Source organism: Vibrio sp. 1159 (genome assembly GCF_033340395.1).
Lineage (GTDB): Bacteria > Pseudomonadota > Gammaproteobacteria > Enterobacterales > Vibrionaceae > Vibrio > Vibrio alginolyticus.
The window spans coordinates 37083-60125 of record NZ_JAWOWL010000034.1 but is presented as its reverse complement, the minus strand read 5'-3'; the positions used below and the strand labels follow the sequence as shown (position 1 = coordinate 60125).

The following is a 23043-nucleotide window of genomic DNA, read 5'->3' as shown; positions in this document are numbered from 1 at the left end:
TCACTCAAGCCGAATATGGGATCAAGTTAACCTGGTCACACAACTTTGCTGTCAAGGCCTTGCGGGTGAATAGTTACGATCAATCAACACCAACAACAAATCATTAAACTAAATAACATCAAGCAGGCCTGCTTGAGCAAAATGTTTGTTTAGCAGGGAGTACAACCATGACCACCTTTAAAACCGAAGCACAATTTGAGCAGGCATTTATCGAGATGCTTACTCATAAGGGATGGGAGCCTGAAGTACTCAAAAACAAAACCGAAGAGGGCTTACTGCAAAACTGGGCGAACATTTTATTTGAAAACAATCGCCAGCAAGATCGATTGAACGACGTGCCACTGACGGCAACGGAAATGCAGCAGATTATTGAGCAGATCAAAGAGCTAAAAACACCGCTTAAACTCAATGGGTTAATTAACGGCAAAACGGTAGCCATTAAGCGCGATAACCCCGCCGATGCCTTGCATCTTGGCAAAGAAGTCAGCCTAAAAATCTATGATCGCCAGGAAATTGCTGCTGGTCAAAGCCGTTACCAAATCGTCCAGCAGCCGAAATTTGAACGCGGCAGCCCACTGCGTAATGACAGACGTGGTGATGTGCTGTTACTGATTAACGGTATGCCGGTCATTCATGTTGAACTTAAACGCAGTGGCGTACCAGTTAGCCAAGCGGTTAACCAAATCGAAAAGTATTCCAAAGAAGGTATTTTTAGTGGGCTGTTTTCACTCATTCAAGTGTTTGTCGCCATGGAACCTAATGAGGCCAAATACTTTGCTAACCCAGGGCTAGATGGCAAATTTAACCCAGACTACCAATTCAATTGGGCCGATTTTAATAACGAGCCCATGAACCATTGGAAAGACATTGCCTCGACGCTGTTATCCATCCCTATGGCACACCAGTTGATTGGCTTTTACACCGTTGCCGACGATACCGATGGAGTGCTTAAAGTGATGCGTAGTTATCAGTATTACGCCGCCAATGCGATATCGGATAAGGTAGCCAAAACCAACTGGCAACAATTGGGTAGCGCTGCTAATAACCCAGACCGCTTGGGCGGCTATGTGTGGCATACCACAGGTTCAGGCAAAACCATGACCAGCTTTAAATCGGCACAACTCATTGCCCAGTCAAAGGATGCCGATAAAGTCATTTTTTTGATGGATCGCATCGAGCTGGGCACCCAGTCGCTGGCGGAATACCGTAATTTTGCAGGCGATGGTGAAGATGTACAAGCGACCGAAAACACCCATGTATTAGTAACCAAGTTAAAAAGCACGTCCCCAGCCGATACCCTCATTGTTAGCTCTATTCAAAAAATGAGTAATATTTTTGAAGAAGTGGATGATGACGGCACTGCAACAAACTCGGCAGATATTGAAAAAATCCGCGCTAAACGATTGGTATTTATTATTGACGAGGCGCACCGTTCAACGTTTGGCGACATGCTGATCATTGTTAAACGCACCTTTCCCCGCGCCTTGTTTTTTGGTTTTACTGGCACGCCGATCCAAGAAGAAAATGAAAAAAACGGCAATACTACCAGTACCGTATTCGGTAACGAGCTGCACCGCTACAGCATAGCCGATGGTATTCGCGATGGTAACGTACTCGGCTTTGATCCCTATAAAGTTCCTACTTTTAGGGATGGTGACTTAAGGCAGGCTGTCGCCCTAGAGCAAGCTAAGGCGGGATCTGTAGCGGAAGCAATGGATAATCCTGCCAAAAAGAAAAAATTTAATTATTTTATGAATGAAGTGCCTATGGCTGGCTACAAGGACGCTACAGGTAAATACCACAAAGGTATTGAAGATTACGTACCTAAAAGTCAGTACATAAGCGAGACTCACCAAGCCAAAGTGGTAGAAGATATTCTGCACAAATGGGATGTGCTAAGCCAAGGCAATAAATTTCATGCGATTTTGGCTACTAACAGTATAGCTGAAGCCATTGATTATTACCGTCTGTTAAAGGCTACTAAGCCTGATTTAAAAGTATCCGCACTGTTTGATCCCAACATTGATAATGACGGCAGTGGCGACCGTGGGCCAACGTTTAAAGGTGATGGCTTGGATGAGATTATGCGTGACTATAATGCGCGTTATGGCCACGATTTTGATTTTGCCCGCCATGCAGCATTTAAGAAAGATTTAGCCGCACGTCTTGCTCACAAAAAACCTTATGAGCGCATTCATACCGACCCTACAAAACAGTTGGATTTATTAATTGTTGTAGACCAGATGCTCACCGGTTTTGACTCCAAGTGGCTGAATGTCTTGTATTTAGATAAGGTAATTAAATACCAAAACATCATCCAAGCCTTCTCTCGTACCAATCGATTGTTTGGCCCCGATAAGCCTCATGGTGTTATCCGTTACTATCGTTATCCGCATACGATGGAGCAACATATTAACGATGCGGTAAAACTATACTCTGGCGACAGACCCATTGGGTTATTTGTTGATAGGCTAGAAAGTAACTTAGAAGCAATGAATGAACTATTCGGTGATATTACCGAGTTGTTCATCAGTGCCGGTGTGACAAATTTTGAAAAACTGCCAGAAGATGTTGAGGTGTGCGCAAAGTTTGCTGAACTATTTAAAGTATTTAACCAGCATCTAGAAGCCGCGAAGGTACAAGGTTTACATTGGGAGCAGTCGGTTTATACATTCACGACGGACGCTTCAACAGGCGAAAATGGCACTGAGCATGAGGTTACTCTCGCCATTAATGAACAAACCTACCTGAGCCTTGCGCTGCGTTATAAAGAGCTCGCATCAAAAGGTGATGGTGGTGGTGCTGGTGGCGGCGATGTGCCTTTTGACATTAGTGGCTATTTGACGGAAATTGATACTGGAAAGATTGATGCCGATTATATGAATAGTCGCTTCGATAAATATTTAAAAGAGCTAAATCAGCATAATGATCAAGCCAGCATTGAACTTACGCTCAACGAACTGCACAAGTCATTTTCTTCACTGACGCAAGCTGAACAAAAATACGCCAAGCTTTTCTTACATGATTTACAGCGTGGCGATGCAAAGTTAATAGAAGGCCATACTTTCAGAGATTACATCAACACCTACAAAGACAATGCTGAAAATGCCCAGATTAATGCCATTGTTAATGCGTTAGGTTTAGATAAAAGCCAGCTTATTAGCTTATTAAACGATAGTGTTAATGAGAAAAACCTTAATAATTTCGGTCGCTTTGACGCGCTTAAAGACACTGTTGATAAGGCAAAAGCCAAAGTTTATTTTGAAAAATTAGATGGCCTAAGCATTCCACCCTTTAAGCTCAATATTCGCATCGATCAGTTTTTAAAGCAGTTTATTTTTGCTCAGGCTGATGATCTCTTAAATGATGTAGTAGATATGCTTGATGGAGTAATGGAAGAGTCATGAGTAGCCAATCTCATTCGCTTTGCACTGTTAACTTGGTTGAGTCAACTATCTCAGTGAGAGAGTGGTCGCTGTTTTTACGAAAAAGTTTCCAGGAGGAAAATAATGGTCACATTTGATCAGCTTATGCTCCCGCTAATAAAGGCATTAGTTAACCTTGGCGGCTCAGGCAGTATCGACGAGATATACGAAGAAGTTGTCGAGCTTGAGAAGTTTGATGAGGGTACTTTGGCTGTTCTGCACAACCCTGAAAAAAGTAGCCAAACTGAAGTTGGATATCGATTAGCATGGGCTAGAACCTACCTGAAGAAAGCTGGATACCTTGAAAACTCATCTCGTGGCGTTTGGGCACTTACAGATAAAGATAGACAGGAACCGGAAATTGATAGCAGAGAAATTGTCAACTTTGTTAGAGCTCTGGACCGCAAGCCTGAACAGACTGGTGTTACGACATCTACTCCAGAGCTGTCGTCCGATGACTCTCCAGAAGAGGCTATGCTTTGGCGTGAAAAACTGCATCATGTGCTAATTGAAGAAATGAGCCCGGATGCGTTTGAGCGACTAACACAGAGGTTATTGAGAGAATCAGGCTTTATCCATGTTGAAGTGACTGGTCGCACGGGTGATGGTGGTATCGATGGCAAAGGAATTGCCCGAATCAACGGTTTGATGAGCTTTCATATCGCTTTTCAGTGTAAAAAGTACAAAGGTTCCGTTGGGGCTCCCGAGATCCGTGATTTTAGGGGCGCAACCATTGGTAGAGCTGATCGTGGGATGTTTATCACTACAGGTAGCTTTACAAAAGCTGCCATTGAAGAAGCCAACCGTGATGGCGTTGCTCCGATTGACTTGGTCGATGGTGATCAGTTAGCTGATAAACTCAAGGAACTTAGTTTAGGCGTTAAAACAGAGTTAGTTGAAAAAGTAACAGTTGAACCAGACTGGTTTTTAAGTCTTTAGCTCTATCACCGCTACAGATAAGTGCATGTTTCTTGCGACTATCTAACATCCTAATTGTTAGTGAACCTTCACACTATCGTGTTGGAGGTTCACTATGTTCAAAAACCTATTTTTTCAAACCAAAGCACTACCAGAGCTGTCATCGCAACTGGATGCAGAAATCCCACGCTACCCGCCATTCCTAAAGGGGTTGCCAGCTGCATCACCCGAGGATTTGCAGTCCACACAAGACGAGCTAATTGCCAAACTGCGCCAGGTAATAGGCTTTAATCAGCGTGATTTTCAAAGGCTGATTCAACCCTGCATTGATCATCTTGCTGCTTATGTTCATTTGTTGCCAGCTTCTGAGCATCATCATCACAGTGGTGCTGGTGGTTTATTACGTCATTCGTTGGAAGTTGCTTTCTGGGCGGCACAAGCAGCTGAAGGGATCATCTTTGTTGCCAGTGGCACACCGGTTGAGAAAAAAGAGCTTGAACCAAGGTGGCGTGTCGCGGCGGCTCTTGGCGGTTTGTTCCATGATATTGGTAAGCCTGTTTCAGATTTGTCCATCACAGACGAAGATGGACGCTATCAGTGGAACCCTTTTTTAGAAACCTTATCCCAGTGGACCACTAACAACAGCATTGAACGCTATTTCATTCGTTGGCGCGACGGACGGTGCAAGCGGCACGAGCAATTTTCAATTCTGGTGTTAAACCGGGTGATGACACCTGAGTTGCTCGCCTGGTTAACCCAGCCGGGCCCAGAGATTTTGCAAGCCATGCTGGAAGCAATTGGCAATACCGATCCCGAGCATGTCCTGTCTAAATTGGTTATTGAAGCTGACCAAACCAGTGTCCAGCGAGACCTGAAAGCTCAACGAATTTCCGTTGACGACAATGCCCTTGGTGTCCCAGTCGAACGCTATCTACTTGATGCCATGAGGCGATTACTTGCCAGTTCCCAGTGGCTGGTCAATCAGCGAGACGCCAGAGTTTGGATACGAAAATCGAATCAATCAACCCATCTTTACCTGGTTTGGAAAAGCGCGGCTAAGGACATCATTGAGCTGTTGGCCAAAGACAAGATACCTGGCATTCCAAGAGATCCCGATACTCTTGCGGACATCCTCATTGAGCGAGGATTGGCCACTAAATCCGCCTCAAATGAGCGATATGAAAGCCTTGCCCCTGAAGTGCTGATCAAAGACGACACGCCAATCTGGTTACCTATGCTGCATATAGTTGAGGCCGATTTATTGTTCAGCTCGAATGTGCCAAGTAGCGTGGCACTGTTTAGCAAATCTGAATGGGAAGCAACACAGCAAACACAAGCAGAGCCACAGTGTCGCTCCAGTGAGCATTCAGACTTGCCTGAAGCGTCATCATCAATCGAACTCAGTAATTCGGCTGAGTCGCCATCGTCAAAATCGTCCGACCAAGATGATGAACTTCGTCTTGCCAGTGATGTTAATCACCTTCAGGCAACTGAAAATGCTCCAGGTGATGAATGCGAAAAGCCTAACAATTCATATGATGGTGCTATCTCAAATAACGTAAACCAGCAAGATGCAGAGGCATTGAATCTCCCTGAATCTTTGGCGTGGCTCCCAGAGGCCAGCAGTGCGTTGATTATGGTTGGTGAACAGCTTCTGATCCGCTATCCCGATGCCGTAAGACCTTGGTGTACACCCCGAAAACTGCTTGCTGAACTCAGTCGATTAGATTGGCTTGAATTAGATCCCGCAAACCCGACTCGTAAGGCTAGAACTATTACTACGAAAGATGGCGTTCAGGAGCAAGGGTTACTTCTGAAGGTATCGATTTCTAAAGGGCTTACTGCACTGATTGACATCTCCAAACACGACACAGAATCAGCGGCAGCAATTCAGAACAAAGAGGCTTCACAGCGTCCGAGTCGAACTGAGACAACCAATGCCCAAGCAAAAGAGTCCGCCACAAGAGCGGAGCGTAAGCAAAAGCCGATTGCGGCCAATGCGAACTCAAGTACAGACCCCAAACACGCGCAGCGGCAACAGATGGTTAGTTTTGTGAAAGATTTGCCCATCTTACTGACCGATGGTGATTACCCAGACGTGGATCATAGTGCCGATGGTATTCGCGTCACGATTCAAACCTTACGCCAAGTCGCCAATGAGCATGGTATTCCAGCCGGACAGCTACTTCGGGGGATCTCGGCCAGTGACGAATGCCAGTTTGATGAGGGGGAAACGGTTCTGTTTACCGCTCACGCTAAACGTTAATCCATTTGAAGTTAAGCGGATTGTAAACGGTTATTTTGCGGAGCATGAATGAAAGAAAACGCATATGAGATGCCCTGGCGCACGAACTATGAAGCCATGGCAGCAGCAGGTTGGCTAGTTGGGGCAACTGGGGCAATTGCAGCAGAAATACTCACTGAGTTACCACCTGAGCCATTTTGGTGGATGACAGGTATTTCCTCGGGCATGGCGTTGTATCGCCTGCCTGAGGCTTACCGTCTTCATAAGTTACAGAAGGGACTAAAAGGCAAACCTTTGGCTTTTATGGAGCTGTCGCATTTGCAAAAGGTAATGGCAAAACATCCTGATGAATTGTGGTTAGGGTATGGCTTTGAGTGGGATCAACGTCATGCCCAACGCGCTTATGAAATCCTAAAGCGGGATAAGAAAACCTTGCTTAACCAAGGTCACGGCAAACAAATGGGTTCGACCTGGATTCATGGTGTTGAGCCCAAAGAAGAAGATGTGTACCAGCCAGTTGGTCACACTGAGGGGCACACCTTAATTGTCGGCACGACCGGTGCCGGGAAAACCCGATGCTTTGATGCGATGATCACTCAGGCCATTTTGCGTAATGAAGCCGTGATTATTATTGACCCTAAGGGAGACAAGGAACTTAAGGATAATGCACAGCGAGCTTGTATTGCCGCCGGTAGTCCTGAGCGCTTTGTGTATTTTCATCCGGGTTTTCCAGAGCATTCAGTACGTCTTAATCCCCTGAGAAACTTTAACCGGGGTACTGAAATTGCCAGCCGAATTGCGGCATTAATCCCATCTGAAACCGGTGCTGATCCATTTAAAGCCTTTGGCCAAATGGCACTGAATAACATAGTGCAAGGTCTGTTGCTTACGTCACAACGCCCTGATCTGAAAACACTGAGGCGTTTTTTGGAAGGTGGCCCAGAAGGCTTGGTAGTAAAAGCCGTCACAGCCTGGGGGGAGCAGGTGTATCCCAATTTTAGTGTGGAGATCAAGCGCTTTACCGAAAAGGCCAATACCTTGGCTAAACAAGCCATGGCGATGCTGCTTTTCTACTACGAACGCATTCAGCCCGTTGCCGCCAATACTGATTTAGAGGGGCTATTGAGTATGTTTGAGCATGACAGAACCCACTATTCAAAGATGGTGGCTTCATTGATGCCGGTGCTCAATATGCTCACATCAAGTGAACTAGGTCCATTGCTATCACCGATTGCAAACGATGTGGATGACAGCCGGTTAATTACGGATTCTGGCCGTATTATCAACAATGCCCAAGTGGCGTATATCGGCTTGGATTCATTGACCGACGCCATGGTTGGCAGCGCCATTGGTTCGTTGCTTTTATCCGATCTCACCGCCGTAGCCGGTGACCGCTATAACTATGGTGTTGAAAATCGTCCCGTAAATATCTTCATCGATGAGGCGGCTGAAGTCGTCAACGATCCCTTCATTCAACTGCTCAACAAAGGCCGTGGCGCAAAAATGCGTTGTGTGATTGCTACTCAGACCTTTGCTGACTTTGCAGCTCGTACAGGCAGTGAAGCTAAGGCTCGCCAGGTGTTAGGTAACATCAACAACCTGATAGCTCTTCGGGTGATGGATGCCGAAACTCAGCAGTACATTACCGACAATCTGCCTAAGACTCGGTTGCAGTACATCATGCAAACTCAAGGTATGTCGTCCAACTCGGACAGCCCCGCGTTATTTACCGGCAATCATGGCGAACGCTTGATGGAGGAAGAAGGCGATATGTTTCCACCGCAGTTATTAGGCCAGCTCCCAAACCTAGAGTACATCGCCAAGCTTTCAGGTGGCCGCGTGATCAAAGGTCGCATTCCTATTTTAACCAGCTCTACACAGGCAGCATAAGGAGTCTGTATGCATCATTCTGTCTGTCTGAAAATGACAACACTTACCAGTAAAGAAATGCTCGCTCAGTGGCAGCAACATAACCCTCAGTTCAAGGAAGCTTTAAGACTGCTTGAAACCGACTGGCCTCATGCGTTGGGTTCAGTGCACTGTTTGGCGGACTATTTAACAGATGCGCTCACGTTAGATGGCCATTCCATCTTTGATTTGTGTCTGTGTAATGGCTTGGGCAGTTATGAAGAAGTCAGTTGTGATGATGACAGTGTACGCCTGTGGCATTTCATTGAGGCACTGACCTGGACTGCCGCCAGTTCTTTAACGGGGATTCGCCTGCGTGATCCTGACCATTTCGAGTGGGCCGCCGTGGATGGTGTGTATTTCTACTCCTGGATTCGTAATCGTCCAAATCGAATGGCGTATCTGGCTGAAGGACACATCGATGTGCGTTATGTCAGTGGCCATACATCGACAAAGCGGCTTCAACAAGTGATTAAAGCCCGGATTATGACGCCAACCGTTGCAGCCATGCTGGCGCGAGTAGAAGAGGATGTTTGGCATGAGCAAGCATAAGTCGGTTTGGCTGCTGTGTCTGGCACTGATGCTGGAGATTATTGCCATTGGCGTGTTAGTGCCCGGTGATTGGACTGGCCGGGTCATTAGTAAAGAAAAGCAGATGATCCAAAATCAATTGGGCGCTCAAACAAGCTATTGGATAGGTCAAACTAGCCATGGCTGGTATCAGTCATGGATTGTGGATACACAGATGGAGCAATCTGTGCGTGATTTTCTAATCCCCACTGAAGAACAACGACTGCGCTCTAAAGGGATGGAGAACATGGGAGGCTTTTGGTTTGTCTGGGTAGAAGACCGCATTCAGGCATTTTTTGATGTGCTGTACCAAGTGTTCACTCGATTTGCTCTGCTGATGGTCTGGTTGCCTTTTGCGCTTATTCTCATGTTACCGGCGCTGTGGGATGGCTTAATGACCTGGAAGATTAAGAAGACAACCTTTGATTTTTCGAGCCCTATCATTCACCGCTACAGCATGATTATCCTGGGCTCAGGTGTCATTTTGCTGTTTATGGGATTGTTCGCCCCGCTGGCCATTCCACCGGTGGTGTTACCGTCGCTGATCATCGGCTTGGCATTGATGGCAGGGTTGGCGTTAAGCCACTTGCAGAAGAAGATTTGAGGCCTCGGTTAATGGCCACCAAGACAGGATGATATGAATATCTGGCTTATTCCTGTCATTATTTGATTCGATTGTGGGTTTGATTCGAATCATGCTATGATTTGAATATACTGTTATTTAAATCAAAAGGCGACAAGATGTGGATCTGGCAACAAGCTGACTGGCCGAACTTTATCTGGGATGAAAAAGTCATTGAACCCAAGTTACGCGACATTCGCTTTCACCAAGGAATGTTGTTGGGCAAGATGTCGAGCCAACCTAAAGACCAAAAGCAAAGTATGTTAGACACGTTATTGGCGAACATTATTCATTCGAGTGCCATTGAAGGTGAGAAGCTCAATGCTTTTTCTGTTCGCTCGTCCTTGGCCAATAAGCTTGGTCTTTCTGAAGAAAAACCATTTCCAACTACTGAACGCACTGATGGCTTAGCAGAAATAATGTTAGATGCGGTGGAGAATTTAGACTCGCTGCTCTCACTTGAAAGAATATTGCAGTGGCATAAACGACTGTTTCCTGAGGGTTACACCTTGTTCAATCCTGTTATAGGAGGGCAGTTGCGCGGGGACGAGCCAATGCAGGTTGTGTCGGGAAGAATAGATAAACCCACGGTGCATTTTGAAGCACCGAGCCGAGATGTGCTTGAGTCAGAACTAGACGTGTTTATTCGCTGGTTTAATGACTCTCGTGAGGACCCCGCTTTAGACCCTTTGCTTAGGGCTGCGATAACGCACTTTTGGTTCGTGACGCTCCACCCTTTGGATGACGGCAATGGCAGGATCACCCGCTTACTCACTGATTTGGCGCTGGCCCAGGCTGAGCGTCAATCAGTCCGTTTCTATGCAATGTCAGTGGCGATTTTAGCCAACCGTAAAAGCTACTACGAAATATTAGAGCAATCCCAGAAAGGTGATCTTGATATTACCGCGTGGCTTATGTGGTTTTTAAACACCTTAGGTGAAACATTCACCAATGTGCTCGAAGAAATCGACCAAACGGTTTTTAAAACAAACTTCTGGCGAAATGTCGATCAAACGCGACTGTCCTCGGAACAAGTAAAAGTGCTCAATCGAATGCTTGATGGGGATTTTGACCAAGGCATTAATACGTCGCAATACCATAAAGTGGCGAAAGTGAGTAAGCCAACCGCATCTCGTCATTTAGCGGCGTTGGTCGAGCTTGGTTGCTTGGTAAAAAGTGAAGCCGGGGGGCGGAGCACTCGGTATAAACTGGCGCACGTGAGTTAAAAATACGAACATTGAGAGAATACGCCAATATAACTAGCGACAGTTTTCAGCTAGTTTAAGGTTTGCGTGTTCGAGCGATTTTGCGTGTAAGTTTCCGTTCGATGAGAGCAAATTCGCGACTTAGTTTATGATATTTCCGTACAACACTAGGATTTTTAAGTGCTTTTTCTTTCAATGTTTTTAGAGACATTAATTTTACCCCTAAGCTAGTTCATAAGATTGGACTTTCAGCGTTGTCTTTTGATTTCTGAGAGCTGATAAATCATAAGCATTTTGCAGGCGCAACCAGTGGTCAGCAGTGGGCTTAGCAAAAGCCAGTTCCAAGCGTACGGCCATTTCCGGAGTTATTGCACCTCGTCCGTTCAATGCCTTGGATAGGGTTTTACGGCTTACATTTAAGTGCTCTGCAACATCGGTAATCGTCAACTCCAGCGGCTCGATGACCAACTCTTTTAATATCTCACCAGGGTGAGCAGGGTTATGTATAGTCATAGTGATAATCCTCGCAGTTAACAATTTCCGCATCACGTCTGTTAAATCTGAATGTAACGTGCCAATTATCGTGCACTAATTGTAACCCTTAAGGTTGCGATATCAATCTGATTGTAAGTACAGAATCACTAAGCCACCTCAAAACCTTCAAGAATTCGGCATCTAGCTGACCACTGAACCTGCCAATCCCAAGGCATTCTTCACTTCTCAATTCAAACAACGAGGAGTGACTATGGAACCTGTGAGTATTCCATCCTATATCGATGACCCGCCGCACTTCCTGCTTTGGAGCGCCGATGAGATGGCTCCCATTCTGTTGGGGCTAGTGATCGGCATTTTTACCGGTAATGCCTTGGTTTTATGCCTGTTGGGGTTGGTGACAACCAAGCTCTATCGGCGATTTCGTGATGGTCGCCCTGATGGTTTTATTCTTCACGCCATCTACTGGGCTGGACTGTTGCCAACCAAAGCCAAGACGATCCCTAACCCATTTATCAGGAGCTATCTGCCGTGAAGTTCGACGTGTTTTTAAAATCATGGCAAGGCACGCAATTAGAGAACCGATGGCAGCGGTTCCTGATTGCAGTGCTGGTGCTATCTAATTTGCTGCTTGCGGTAGCGGCATTTTCTCGCAATACCGTGGTAGCTATTCAACCACCAACCTTGTCTGAAACGGCTGAAGTGTCACGAAACCAAGCCACTCAACCTTACCTTGAATCCTGGGGGCTCTACCTGGCTGAGCTTATGGGCAACGTGACGCCGGGTAATGTGTCCTTTATCCGGGTTGCCATTGAGCCGCTACTTTCTCCAGCGGTGTACCAGCAAGTGGTCGATGCACTGGAAATTCAGGCAAGGCAAATCCGAGAAGACCGAGTCACGCTCAAATTCCAACCCAGACAAGTGGAGTATGAGTATGAAACCGGCCATGTCTTTGTGACCGGTTATTCCTTGGTTTCTGGGCCATCTGGAGATGAGCAGCGCCAAACTCGCACCTATGAGTTTGACATCGATATTGAGCAATACCGTCCAAAGCTCAGTTGGATGGATACGTATGAGGGGCAAGCTAGAACGAAGCGCGTTCGTGAAAAGTTGACCCAAGAGCAAAACCGGAGGGTGAATGATGCGAACCAAAATTAGTCGATGGATGACACCAAGCTTAATCGCAATGAGCTTGAGTGGCGTCCTGTTATCTCAAGCGTCGTATGCAGACGTGGAATTGCCGATTGTGCCAGCCAGTGTGATGAAGCAGTCTGCTACTGCAAATCCACCGGTTCAAACCAATACGGTTTCAACGGATGTGCCAACAACGCTACTGATGACACCGGGTGTTAATGAACTGATCCCTGTAGCACTTGGCCATCTGAATCGGATTGTGACGCCGTTTGAATCGCCTCAGGTGAGAACAACCAGTGATGCTCAGACGCAAATCAAGGGGAATGTTGTATATGTGGCCACGGACAAAGAATCACCGGTTTCACTTTACATCACACCGCCTGGTCAGGAAGCGCCCGCATTATCAGTCACCTTAGTACCTCGTCGTATTCCACCGCGTGAAATCACTTTAGCTATTGATGGTCAGCAGTGGCCTATTAAGGGCGTCGTGAACCGAAAAGCCGCTACTTGGGAAACGGCTCAGCCATACGTCGATAGCTTACGTGATTTACTCAGACGCCTTGCACTAAATGAGTTACCACAAGGCTATGACATCCGTTTAGCTGGCCAAACTGACACAAGCCCGAAATGTTTTCAGCCGGGCTTAAAGTTTGGTTTTAAGCAGGGGCAAATTGTGACGGGACATTACTTCACCGTCTATGTAGGACTGGTTGAAAGCTTTGCCGATGAGCCGATAGAAGCCAGTGAAATAGCCTGTCATGCACCAGATATAGTGGCAAGCGCTTACTGGCCTCGCAACATCTTGTTGCCGGGTGAAAAGACTGAGTTGTATGTGGTTGTTCGCAATCATCGTGAAGAACCAGTGGAAAGTCAGCGACCTTCGCTTCTTGTGGGAGGTAAGTAACGATGAAAGCACAATGGGAACAAATGAGCCCGAACATGAAGCGGGGTCTATCGGTTGCTGGTATTGCTGGTGGTCTCATTCTTATGGTGATGGTGTTTTCACCTAATCCTGACGATGGCTCAAGCAGTCGGAACCGGCAGGAAACGATCCGGCACATTCTTACGGATACCAATACTCGTGATGTTGGGGTCGATAGTTTGGCTGCGAACGTAAAACTACTCAGTGAGCGCAATGAACAGTTACGTCGTGAAGTTGAGCGCTTGCGACGTGACGTCGATTCAGGACGGCTAAGCCCAGGTTCGCCTTCTATACCAAGTGAGGTCAATGCGGAGCTGGCCCGCCTTAGAGCGGAACTTGATAATGTTCGCGCAGGAGGTGATGCAGCAGTTGAAGGCACAAATAGCCGTTTTGAAGTGCCTTTATCTGCCATGGAATTACCCAAAGACGAAAAGCCTCTGCCGTCTAACCCAGACGACTATTTTGCCAATGCGCCGCTGCCTGATCCGCTCTATCAGCAGCCAGCCAATGGCCAAGGTACACGAGCACGAGATGTTCCATTGCCGCCAATCACGATTCGTATGATTGAGCCTGAAGTGGTTGCTGAAACAGAGGTTGTTGTGCAAGAAGCGCCGCCTTTGTATCTACCGGCGGGCAGCATCATCTCAGGTACTTTGATCACAGGTTTGGATGCTCCTACTCACGAGTCCGCAAGACGCGAGCCTTTTCCTGCATTGCTGAGGATTCAAAAGGAAGCCATTTTACCCAACCGATTTAGAGCGGATATCAAAGAGTGTTTCTTGATCGCCGCAGGTTACGGTGATTTGAGCTCTGAGCGTGCTTATTTGCGAGGCGAGACCATTTCATGTGTGAGAGAAGATGGTGGCGTCATTGAAACACGACTGGATTCTTATGCCGTGGGTGAAGACGGCAAAGCCGGTATTCGTGGCCGATTAGTGTCGAAACAAGGCCAGCTGGTGGCCAAATCGATGATGGCCGGATTCCTTCAGGGCTTGGCAGGCGCATTTGATGTGAATCCTGTTCCGACGATTAAGACGGGTAATGCCGGTGATACTCAGCTGTACCAGCAAGTCATGAGCCAAGAAGCATTACAAGGTGCTGCGATTAAAGGCACTGGTAAAGCATTGGATCGAGTGGCCAAGTTCTATTTGGACATGGCTGAAAATATGTTCCCAGTCATAGAGGTAGACGCTGCAAGGAAAATTGAAGTCATAGTCACTCGTGGTGCCTCGTTGTCGTTGGCCACTTCGCAAGGGGGAGGTGCAAGAAGATGAAAAAATCCTGCATGTTGCTAACCGATCGAAGTCCGTTTCAGACAATAACATGTGTATCCAGAGGAGAGTTAACCATGACGACATCAATGCAGAACAACCCAAAGCACCAGTCAAAACAGTGGTCTAAAGCTGGATTACTTTTATTGGCAGTCGGCTCAACCTTATTGTCTGGCTGTAGTTCATTGAGTCTTGGGAGTAGTGAATATGGATGCCCAGGTATGCCTGACGGTGTGCGCTGTTTATCCGCTCGTGAAGTCTATGAGCTTACCAGTAATGGCGCTGCACCCAAGACGATTGATGCTGTGGCGACTCGAATTGGTGCTCCCTCTGGGTATTCACAATCTGATTTAGAGACAGGACTGCTGAGCCATCCAGCATTACCCGAGACGCAGCAATCTGCACCTATTCGCATTCCTTCAAGGGTGATGCGGATTTGGATTGCGCCTTGGGAGGATGACCGTGGAGATCTGAATTTATCCAGCTACGTGTTTACCGAAATTGAACCGCGCCGGTGGGATATTGGGGTGTCCGCACCTCGAACGGTTTCGCCAGTGCTACGTCCACTTCAGACTCAAAGCGATTCAGCCTCAGCGGGAGCTGATGGTAAGCGCGATAACTTGAGTATCTACGGAGAAACTAACGAATGACAAATGCAGTTCGCACCATTCAAACTCAGCGCCTAATGACTATTAGTGCGCTTGGTTTAATGGCGTTAATGATTTCGGAGCCCTCATTTGCGGGCACCGGTGGTGATGCTTTCACCGATGTGTGGGATACCCTAAAAGACTGGACCCAAGGTACTTTGGGACGGATCGTAGCGGGAGCCATGGTACTGGTGGGTATTGTGGGCGGTATCGCTCGCCAAAGCTTGATGGCTTTTGCCTTAGGCATTGGTGGCGGTATGGGTCTCTACAATACGCCAACAGTCGTTGAAAGTGTCATGTCTGCAACTTTACCTGTTGTTGCCAGTACTCAAGAAGTCATTGGCACAGCAGTTCCAGCGATCAGCGCCGTTTTACTGGGCACCTGATAATATTGACGGCTTCTCTTGTGAAAGGGGAGCCGTCATCTCAGTCTATCGACAATGATTTTTCGATATCGCAGATCCTTGCCATGAGTACTAAAGGATCAAACGTCGATTCTTTGAAGCCAAATTTCTTGTAGAACGTTTGCGCACTACCATCAATAGCATGGACTAAGATTCCTGCTCCACCGACAGCGTTCATTGCTTGTACTGAGCGAATGATACAATCTTTTAAAAGACCTGCCGCAATGCCTTGACCTTGATAGGCGTTATCTACTCCAAGTCTGGCTAGAATCACCATGGGAATGGGATCTGGACTATTTCTTCTTAATGAACTAAAAGCTTGCTCTCTGGAAACTGATCCCATGGCAATGGCATAGTACCCGACCACTTGATGGGCGTCAGTGTCATTGACCACATACACTCTCGCAGTTCCCCGTTTTTGACTTTTTAACGCCTGTTTTCTTAACCAGGTATCGAGTTCTTCGATGCCACATTGAAAGGCATTAATTTGGTGCTCATCAGCGAGTAGTGTTGGTGCGCTTATTCCCAAGGCGCTTTCCTTTTAAACAGATCTTTCATGCCTTCAAGAGTCTGTGGATTTGCACGAAGTTCGTTATCAAACGCTTCAAAAGCCTTTGCTTCAAGAACAAAATCCCGCTGTTCTGCCAGTATACTATGCGCTTCATTGAGCGCTGCCTGCTGAATGAATACAGTTCTATCGACTTTTTTTAAACTTGCTGCGGCATCGATGATGTCTCTTACCGATGGCAGTACTCGCATGTTGATTGGCGCTGTCTTTGTAGCCATGACACCATCCTCTGTATATCTATTTAATACACAGTTTAAATGACTTTTCCGTGTAGTCAATGGATATACGAATTGTTGGGCATGAAACTTTGAAAGTAGGTCAGTTGGTTTTCGAGTGTATGTAGCCCTTTTTGGTTTAAAACATTGCAAAAATTAACACCTAGGGTATGAAAAAAATGAATCAGCTAAACCAGATGACTAGAGGGGAAGTCTGTAAGACTGGCAGATTGACTGCTCCCCTCCCTAGAAGGACGGGGTTTCTCGCGGGATTTAGATGAAAGCTATACCTTTACAAATAGTGCGTAACAACACGTGGCACCCTAGCAAGGCATCCAATTCTTCAATCTATCTAACCGAGTCCACATAGGACAACTGCATAGACTGGAGCCTCGATTTACATTAACGAGGACTCCTCATGCGAAAACTATCTCCAATTATTCTGGCGCTTGCGCTGTCTCCATTGGTTCAAGCTGAACCTGTGTCTGAAGTGTCGCCCGTTGGCAAAATTGACGGCATGGTTTCTTTACCTGTCACGGGTATGAAAGCGGTCGAAAGCAATGGCCGTATTGTTTTCATGTCAGACAGTGGCCGGTTTGTCATTGATGGCACGCTCTATGATGCCTGGTCCAAAAAGCCGCTTACCAGCCTTGAAGAAATTCGAGAAGCGGGAAACACGCTGGACTTAAGTCGCCTTGGCTTAAAAATGGATGATTTGAACCCACTGACTTTAGGCGAAGGCAAAAAGAAAGTGGTGGTCTTTGTTGATCCACGATGCCCGCACTGCCATGAGCTTTTGAAACAAGCTTTACCGCTAACCAAAGAATACACCTTCCAAATTCTCCCTGTGCCAGTGCTTGGTCCTGATTCAGAGCGTCAGGTTCGCCAGCTTGGCTGTGCGCGTGACAAGAAAGCGGCCACCGATGCATTGCTCAATGGCCGGATTGGTAACCTAGAACAGGATGATGCCTGCAACTTAGAGCCAATGCAGCGTACCCTGGTGACGGCTCAAATCCTGGGCATTCAAGGTGTGCCTTTCATTGTCGCCAACGATGGTCGCATCAGCCGAGGCCGTCCTTATGACCTTTCTGCTTGGTTGGAGGGGATTTAGATGAAAGCCTCTCTGTATTCAGGGCAACGCGCTTCAGAGCTCTTGCCAGTATTGGCCTATTCAGACGATGAGCAACTGTTTTTCATGGAAGACCAGAGTGTTGGCTTTGGTTTTCTATGTGACCCATTGCCGGGTGGTGATGAGTCTGTTGCAGACAGGGTTAATGTTCTTCTCAACAACGACTGGCCAAAAGACACTTTGCTGCAATTTGGCCTGTACGCCTCGCCTGATATTCAAACCGACCTTCAGCGCATGATGGGCTTACGGCATCGTCAATCCGATCCATTGCTCAGGGCGTCGATACGCAAACGTGCGGATTTCCTCGATGGGGGCACGGTTCAACCGATAGAAGAATCGACCCAGACTCAGGTACGCAACTTTCAACTGATCGTCACCTGCAAATTGCCTTTGGAAAGTCCTATACCGACGGAGCGTGAGTTGAGTCGAGCATCCGCGCTTCGGGCTTCTTTCTCGCAAGCGCTGGCAACGGTTGGTTTTCGCGTCACTGAGATGACTGACCGAAATTGGCTCGCGGCATTAAGTGCGCAGCTTAACTGGGGAAAAGATGCATCTTGGCGCAATCCATCACCAATCCGCAGTGAGGCAGATAAACCACTTAGAGAGCAAGTGTTGGATTATGACCGGGCTATCAAGGTGGATAGCCAAGGTCTGATGCTGGGCGATTACCGAGTTAAAACCTTATCGTTTAAGCGCTTGCCTGAGCGGATCTGGTTTGGCCATGCTGCAAGTTTTGCGGGCGACATGATGACTGGAAGCCGCGGTTTACGTGGCAGCTTTTTGCTAAATGTCACTATTCACTTTCCTTCAGCTGAGAGCATTCGCTCTCGCTTAGAGACCAAACGACAATGGGCAGTCAATCAGGCCTATGGTCCGATGCTGAAGTTTGTGCCGGTGCTTGCAGCCAAGAAAAAGGGATTTGATGTTCTTTTTGAAGCCTTGCAAGAAGGTGATCGCCCTATTCGGGCAAATATGAATTTAACGCTGTTTTCACCAACGGAAGAGGCGTCCATCAGCTCTGTTTCAAATGCTCGAACTTATTTCAAAGAACTCGGATTTGAGCTGATGGAAGACAAGTACTTCTGTTTGCCCATTTTCCTGAATGCCTTACCATTTGGTGCTGATCGCCAAGCGATGAACGACTTGTTTCGATTCAAGACCATGGCGACACGGCATGTGATCCCTCTGTTGCCTTTGTTTGCGGATTGGAAAGGCACGGGCACGCCAGTGATTAACTTTGTTTCCCGTAATGGCCAGATCATGAGTGTGTCCCTTTATGACTCGGGCAGTAATTACAACTGTTGCATCGCGGCGCAATCAGGGTCGGGCAAGTCTTTCCTGGTGAACGAAATCATCTCCTCCTACTTATCTGAAGGCGGGCAATGCTGGGTGATTGATGTTGGCCGCTCTTATGAAAAGCTGTGTGAAGTTTATGACGGAGAGTTCTTACAGTTCGGGCGGGATAGTGGCATTTGCTTGAATCCGTTTGAAATCGTTGAGGACTATGACGAAGAAGCGGATGTACTGGTTGGGTTATTGGCCGCAATGGCCGCACCTACGCAGTCATTAACCGATTTTCAGATGGCCAACCTAAAGCGTCAGACTCGTGAACTGTGGGAGAAAAAAGGTCGTGCTATGTTGGTTGATGATGTGGCAGAGGCTTTAAAAAATCACGATGACCGTCGTGTGCAAGACGTGGGTGAGCAGCTCTATCCGTTTACGACACAAGGCGAATATGGCCGCTTCTTTAATGGCCACAACAATATTCGCTTCAAAAACCGTTTCACCGTTTTGGAGTTAGAAGAGCTCAAGGGACGCAAGCACCTACAACAAGTGGTGTTGCTTCAGCTTATCTACCAAATCCAACAAGAGATGTACTTAGGTGAGCGGGATCGTCGCAAGATTGTGTTCATTGACGAAGCTTGGGATCTGCTGACTCAAGGTGATGTCGGTAAGTTTATTGAGACGGGTTACCGTCGATTTCGAAAATATGGCGGCAGTGCTGTAACGGTAACGCAGTCGGTGAACGATTTATACGACAGCCCTACAGGTAAAGCCATCGCTGAAAACTCGGCCAATATGTACCTGCTTGGCCAAAAAGCTGAAACCATCAACGCGCTCAAAAAAGAAGGCCGCTTGCCACTAGGTGAAGGCGGCTATGAATACCTGAAAACGGTTCATACCGTCACTGGTGTCTATTCCGAAATTTTCTTTATTACCGAGATGGGCACCGGGATTGGCCGCCTCATCGTCGATCCGTTTCACAAGCTGTTGTACTCGTCCCGTGCAGAAGATGTAAACGCGATTAAACAGTTAACGCGCAAAGGCCTTTCTGTTGCTGATGCCATCTCTCAGTTGTTGAAGGAGCGAGGCTTTGATGAATAAGACCACGCTTTGGCCATTTATGGCCTCTATTACTTTGTCTATTGCTGGTAGCGGTTTAATGACCAGCTGGCTCTTAATGAAAACACTCGAACCCATCCACAGCCAGTTGGCGTTAAGTACGCCCATTGCAGTCGTGGATTTTGGGGAGGCGGTGTTGTCACTGGGCCCCAATGCCAGCGAACAAGACATCGAGTCCAGGTTGCTTCAGACCAATCAGCAAATTGAAAAGTTAAAAAAAGCCGGTTTTATCGTGCTGGATGCCCAAGCGGTGGTGGGTGCTGATGATTCCGTATTTGTGCCAGTAGGCTCAAAGGAGGTGTCTCATGCAGATACTCCGTAAAAGAATGCCTTGGCGGCCATACCTCATCCGGTTGACTGTTCTTGCGTTAATCATGGCCTTGGTAGGCACCTACGCCATGATGCGCTACCGAATAGGTATTGATACCCAGCAAGAGCGCTGCCTGCCTGATACCACGGTGTATCTGATTGACCTATGGAATAAAGAGCCCGTTAAGGATGGTTTGTATGCCTTCCACTCAAAAGGACTCGCTCCGTTATATAACGACGGTACTCGGATGCTGAAACGCCTAACAGGGATGCCAGGGGATGAAGTCAATGTGACGCCTGATCATGTGCTGGTGAACGGTGCTGAAGTCTCTACCGGCATGGCATTAGCCCAGCGTCTTGGTGTGGCCGAATCACAATTTAGCCGCTCATTGACGCTGCAAGAAAACGAATATTGGTTTTCCGGCGAGGCTGCAACGAGTTTCGACTCCCGCTATTGGAATGCCGTTAAGCGCGAGCAGATTGTCGGTCGCGCTTGGCCGCTTTGGTAGGAGGTAGATGATGCAAAGACTATGTCTCTTATTTTTGTTGGTTGCTCCATTGTCTTGGGTTCAAGTGTCCTGGGCACAAGAGCCTTTTCTGTTGTCTGACGAAGACAAAAAGATCGTCGAAATGAGCCGCAGCATTTTACAAAGTGCTGTGCATGGCTCATCTGAATTTATTGAGCCTTTTGCACCGGTTGAACAACCTGTGTCGCTCAAACACAGCGATGAATGGTTGATATTTGCGTCGTCCTCACTGGGGGATTCCTCACTGAAGCAGCTATTTAAAGAGGCCAGTGCTACCGGCGCTATTGTGTTGTTTCGGGGAATTCCTGAAGGAAAGACCTTGGGGGCGGCTATCCGTGATTGGCATACGCTGATGACGGGGCTTGGTCCTGTTCCTCATGTTCGAATCGATCCGAAAGCCTTTGTGCACTGGCGGGTGACTAGCGTGCCTGCCATTTTCCGAATAGAAGATGACAAGGTGACTGCAAGTGCACTAGGGGTTTACAGCAAGGACTGGTTGCAGCGTCAAATTGAAAAAGGCAATACCGGTTCATTGGGTCAACGTGGTCCTATTCATTCCATTTTAGAACCGGATTTGATGCAAGTGGCGATGCAGCGTTTACAGTCGCTTGACCTGGGCGCATTAAAGAAAAAAGCCATTGAGCGTTTCTGGTCTCGCCAAACATTTACTGAATTACCCAAAGCCACGCAGTATCGGATAAGAATGGTTGATCCAACCATCGTCATACAGCGGCCACTATTGGATGCCAATGGCCGAACATTGATCCCAGCAGGAACGCGTATTAACCCGCTAAAAGCCTTGCCGTTTACTCAGCAGCTTGTGGTGTTTAATGCGTCGAACGCTGAAGAAGTGGACGCAGTAGCGCATTGGCTTGAGACGCAAGATAGGACACTGCGCCGCATTACGCTTATCACCACGCAGCTCGACCGTACTCAAGGTTGGAATAGCCTCAATGCGATAGAAAAGACATTGGACAGTCCGGTTTATCTTCTCAATGCCTCGCTAAAGCAGCGCTTTGATTTGCAAGTCACCCCATCGTTTGTTCAAGCAAAGGGGCTCGCGTTTGAAATAGAAGAAATTCCAGCAAAGGAGCTTGTTCATGAAAAAGCTCAATAATACGTATCGTCGGTTGCGTACTCTCGTTGTCATGCTTGTCCTGGGCGCATCTATTCCTGCAAAAGCCGAACTGACCTGCCCAGACGCGGGTTTATTATCGGGCAAGTTGCTGACGGATGTTTGCTGGTCATGCATTTTTCCTATCCGGGTTGCCGGTCTTCCTCTTGGCTCTGGCAATGTCCCAAGCGGCGCATCAAACAAGTCATTTTGCTTATGTGACGACAACTTAGGCGTGCCAAGGCCAGGTATTGTTACCAGCATGTGGGAGCCAGCTCGTCTGATTGAATTGGTCAGAACTCCGGGTTGTTCGCCTTCCCTGGGAGGGATTCGTTTACCGTTAGGTGATAGGCGACTGCAAGGTGGTCATGGTGAAGGTGAATACGATACCGGTGATCTCGCTTTCTACCATTACCATTATTACGCCTTTCCGCTTTTGGTCATGCTCGATTTGTTCATGGATGGCAATTGCAATGCCGATGGTTACATGGACTTTGACTTGATGTATTTGTCGGAATTGGACCCAACATGGCTGAATGATGAACTGGCCTTTTTTACTCAGCCTGAAGCGGCTGCTGTTGCTAATCCATTGGCTATTTCGGCTTGTACCGCTGACGCAGCCTCATCAAGGCTTGGTAAACCCATCGACCAGTTGTTTTGGTGTGCTGGCAGTTGGGGCCATCTCTACCCGTTATCAGGCCACACCTTAGCCTTTGGCTCATTAGCAGAAAATACCAGCCATTTAGCGGCGCGTGCAATCGCGGCTCAACACAGGCGTGGTCTTGCAAGGCGAACAATGGGGAACAGTGCTCTATGCCGACCTGTTATCGAACCCATGCTGCCGAAATCCCAATACAAGATGAGTATGTTCTTTCCTGTACCAGAAACTGAAAGTGCGCATGTCATCGGTGAAAGCACCATGAAATGGGGAGAGTGGCGAACGATCCCCGGTGCCGGAGAAGATGCGCTCTACATTTTGTGGCGCTGGCAAGACTGCTGTAACTCGGGAGGTTAA

General features: G+C 47.4%; 22 protein-coding genes. 19 read left to right on the top strand and 3 right to left on the bottom strand.

Going from position 1 to position 23043, the window contains the following annotated elements; translation table 11 throughout:
* Positions 1-167: 167 nt before the first annotated feature.
* The 7 genes from R7127_RS21130 to R7127_RS21100 all read left to right on the top strand — a co-directional run bounded on the left by R7127_RS21130 (position 168) and on the right by R7127_RS21100 (position 10914).
* Positions 168-3407 (top strand): type I restriction endonuclease subunit R, encoded by a 3240-nt coding sequence (locus R7127_RS21130; protein WP_272166218.1) that lies wholly within the window; start codon positions 168-170, stop codon positions 3405-3407.
* A gap of 102 nt (positions 3408-3509) precedes the next feature.
* Positions 3510-4364, top strand: a complete 855-nt coding sequence (locus R7127_RS21125; protein WP_318148530.1) for a restriction endonuclease — start codon at positions 3510-3512, stop codon at positions 4362-4364.
* A gap of 94 nt (positions 4365-4458) precedes the next feature.
* Positions 4459-6609 carry a MobH family relaxase gene (gene mobH, locus R7127_RS21120; protein WP_318148529.1) on the top strand — a complete coding sequence of 717 codons (2151 nt, stop codon included), beginning with the start codon at positions 4459-4461 and terminating at the stop codon, positions 6607-6609.
* A gap of 48 nt (positions 6610-6657) precedes the next feature.
* Complete coding sequence (gene traD / locus R7127_RS21115) at positions 6658-8478, top strand: conjugative transfer system coupling protein TraD (RefSeq protein ID WP_272166217.1); 1821 nt, start codon at positions 6658-6660, stop codon at positions 8476-8478.
* A 9-nt stretch (positions 8479-8487) separates the two neighbouring features.
* Positions 8488-9048 (top strand): conjugative transfer protein, encoded by a 561-nt coding sequence (locus R7127_RS21110; protein WP_065274320.1) that lies wholly within the window; start codon positions 8488-8490, stop codon positions 9046-9048.
* Positions 9035-9670, top strand: coding sequence for a DUF4400 domain-containing protein (locus tag R7127_RS21105; RefSeq protein ID WP_029627967.1), 636 nt, complete (start codon positions 9035-9037; stop codon positions 9668-9670). Before R7127_RS21110 ends, R7127_RS21105 begins: the two co-directional genes overlap by 14 nt.
* A gap of 137 nt (positions 9671-9807) precedes the next feature.
* Positions 9808-10914, top strand: coding sequence for a Fic family protein (locus R7127_RS21100; RefSeq protein ID WP_272166216.1), 1107 nt, complete (start codon positions 9808-9810; stop codon positions 10912-10914).
* A gap of 201 nt (positions 10915-11115) precedes the next feature.
* On the opposite strand, the gene R7127_RS21095 is transcribed toward R7127_RS21100, so the two are convergent.
* The gene (locus tag R7127_RS21095; RefSeq protein WP_065274322.1) at positions 11116-11406 is read right to left on the bottom strand and encodes a HigA family addiction module antitoxin; all 291 of its coding nucleotides are present in this window, start codon (positions 11404-11406) and stop codon (positions 11116-11118) included.
* A gap of 232 nt (positions 11407-11638) precedes the next feature.
* Here R7127_RS21095 and traL point away from each other — a divergent pair, with 232 nt between their 5' ends.
* The 6 genes from traL to traA all read left to right on the top strand — a co-directional run bounded on the left by traL (position 11639) and on the right by traA (position 15745).
* Positions 11639-11920, top strand: a complete 282-nt coding sequence (traL, locus tag R7127_RS21090; protein WP_000433891.1) for a type IV conjugative transfer system protein TraL — start codon at positions 11639-11641, stop codon at positions 11918-11920.
* Positions 11917-12543 carry a TraE/TraK family type IV conjugative transfer system protein gene (locus R7127_RS21085; RefSeq protein WP_000667170.1) on the top strand — a complete coding sequence of 209 codons (627 nt, stop codon included), beginning with the start codon at positions 11917-11919 and terminating at the stop codon, positions 12541-12543. The genes traL and R7127_RS21085 overlap by 4 nt, the downstream gene beginning before the upstream one ends.
* Positions 12527-13423 (top strand): type-F conjugative transfer system secretin TraK, encoded by an 897-nt coding sequence (locus R7127_RS21080; RefSeq protein WP_065275059.1) that lies wholly within the window; start codon positions 12527-12529, stop codon positions 13421-13423. The genes R7127_RS21085 and R7127_RS21080 overlap by 17 nt, the downstream gene beginning before the upstream one ends.
* Before the next feature lie 2 nt (positions 13424-13425).
* Positions 13426-14715 (top strand): TraB/VirB10 family protein, encoded by a 1290-nt coding sequence (locus R7127_RS21075; RefSeq protein ID WP_318148528.1) that lies wholly within the window; start codon positions 13426-13428, stop codon positions 14713-14715.
* A 74-nt stretch (positions 14716-14789) separates the two neighbouring features.
* Entirely contained in the window at positions 14790-15362 is a 573-nt protein-coding gene (locus tag R7127_RS21070) for a TraV family lipoprotein (protein ID WP_162780823.1), read from the top strand.
* Positions 15359-15745 (top strand): TraA family conjugative transfer protein, encoded by a 387-nt coding sequence (gene traA, locus R7127_RS21065; protein WP_025586954.1) that lies wholly within the window; start codon positions 15359-15361, stop codon positions 15743-15745. The genes R7127_RS21070 and traA overlap by 4 nt, the downstream gene beginning before the upstream one ends.
* A gap of 40 nt (positions 15746-15785) precedes the next feature.
* Here the strand turns inward: traA and R7127_RS21060 are convergent, their stop codons facing one another.
* Together R7127_RS21060 and R7127_RS21055 are read right to left on the bottom strand one after the other, a co-directional pair.
* The gene (locus R7127_RS21060) at positions 15786-16292 is read right to left on the bottom strand and encodes a GNAT family N-acetyltransferase (RefSeq protein ID WP_065274325.1); all 507 of its coding nucleotides are present in this window, start codon (positions 16290-16292) and stop codon (positions 15786-15788) included.
* On the bottom strand, positions 16283-16549 hold the full coding sequence (locus tag R7127_RS21055; RefSeq protein WP_032481064.1) for a DUF1778 domain-containing protein: 267 nt from the start codon (positions 16547-16549) through the stop codon (positions 16283-16285). Before R7127_RS21055 ends, R7127_RS21060 begins: the two co-directional genes overlap by 10 nt.
* A 415-nt stretch (positions 16550-16964) precedes the next feature.
* Between R7127_RS21055 and R7127_RS21050 the strand changes: the two genes are divergently transcribed.
* Genes R7127_RS21050 through R7127_RS21025 form a run of 6 tightly spaced genes read left to right on the top strand, consistent with a single transcriptional unit; the run spans position 16965 to position 23043 of the window.
* On the top strand, positions 16965-17657 hold the full coding sequence (locus tag R7127_RS21050) for a DsbC family protein (protein ID WP_065274326.1): 693 nt from the start codon (positions 16965-16967) through the stop codon (positions 17655-17657).
* On the top strand, positions 17658-20060 hold the full coding sequence (gene traC / locus R7127_RS21045; RefSeq protein ID WP_272166213.1) for a type IV secretion system protein TraC: 2403 nt from the start codon (positions 17658-17660) through the stop codon (positions 20058-20060).
* Positions 20053-20400 carry a plasmid-related protein gene (locus R7127_RS21040; RefSeq protein ID WP_071701358.1) on the top strand — a complete coding sequence of 116 codons (348 nt, stop codon included), beginning with the start codon at positions 20053-20055 and terminating at the stop codon, positions 20398-20400. Before traC ends, R7127_RS21040 begins: the two co-directional genes overlap by 8 nt.
* On the top strand, positions 20384-20896 hold the full coding sequence (locus R7127_RS21035; protein WP_175542028.1) for a S26 family signal peptidase: 513 nt from the start codon (positions 20384-20386) through the stop codon (positions 20894-20896). Before R7127_RS21040 ends, R7127_RS21035 begins: the two co-directional genes overlap by 17 nt.
* 10 nt (positions 20897-20906) lie before the next feature.
* A complete protein-coding gene (locus tag R7127_RS21030; RefSeq protein WP_272166220.1) occupies positions 20907-22031 on the top strand; it encodes a TrbC family F-type conjugative pilus assembly protein in 1125 nt (374 codons plus the stop codon).
* Positions 22015-23043, top strand: coding sequence for a TraU family protein (locus R7127_RS21025; RefSeq protein WP_318148527.1), 1029 nt, complete (start codon positions 22015-22017; stop codon positions 23041-23043). The genes R7127_RS21030 and R7127_RS21025 overlap by 17 nt, the downstream gene beginning before the upstream one ends.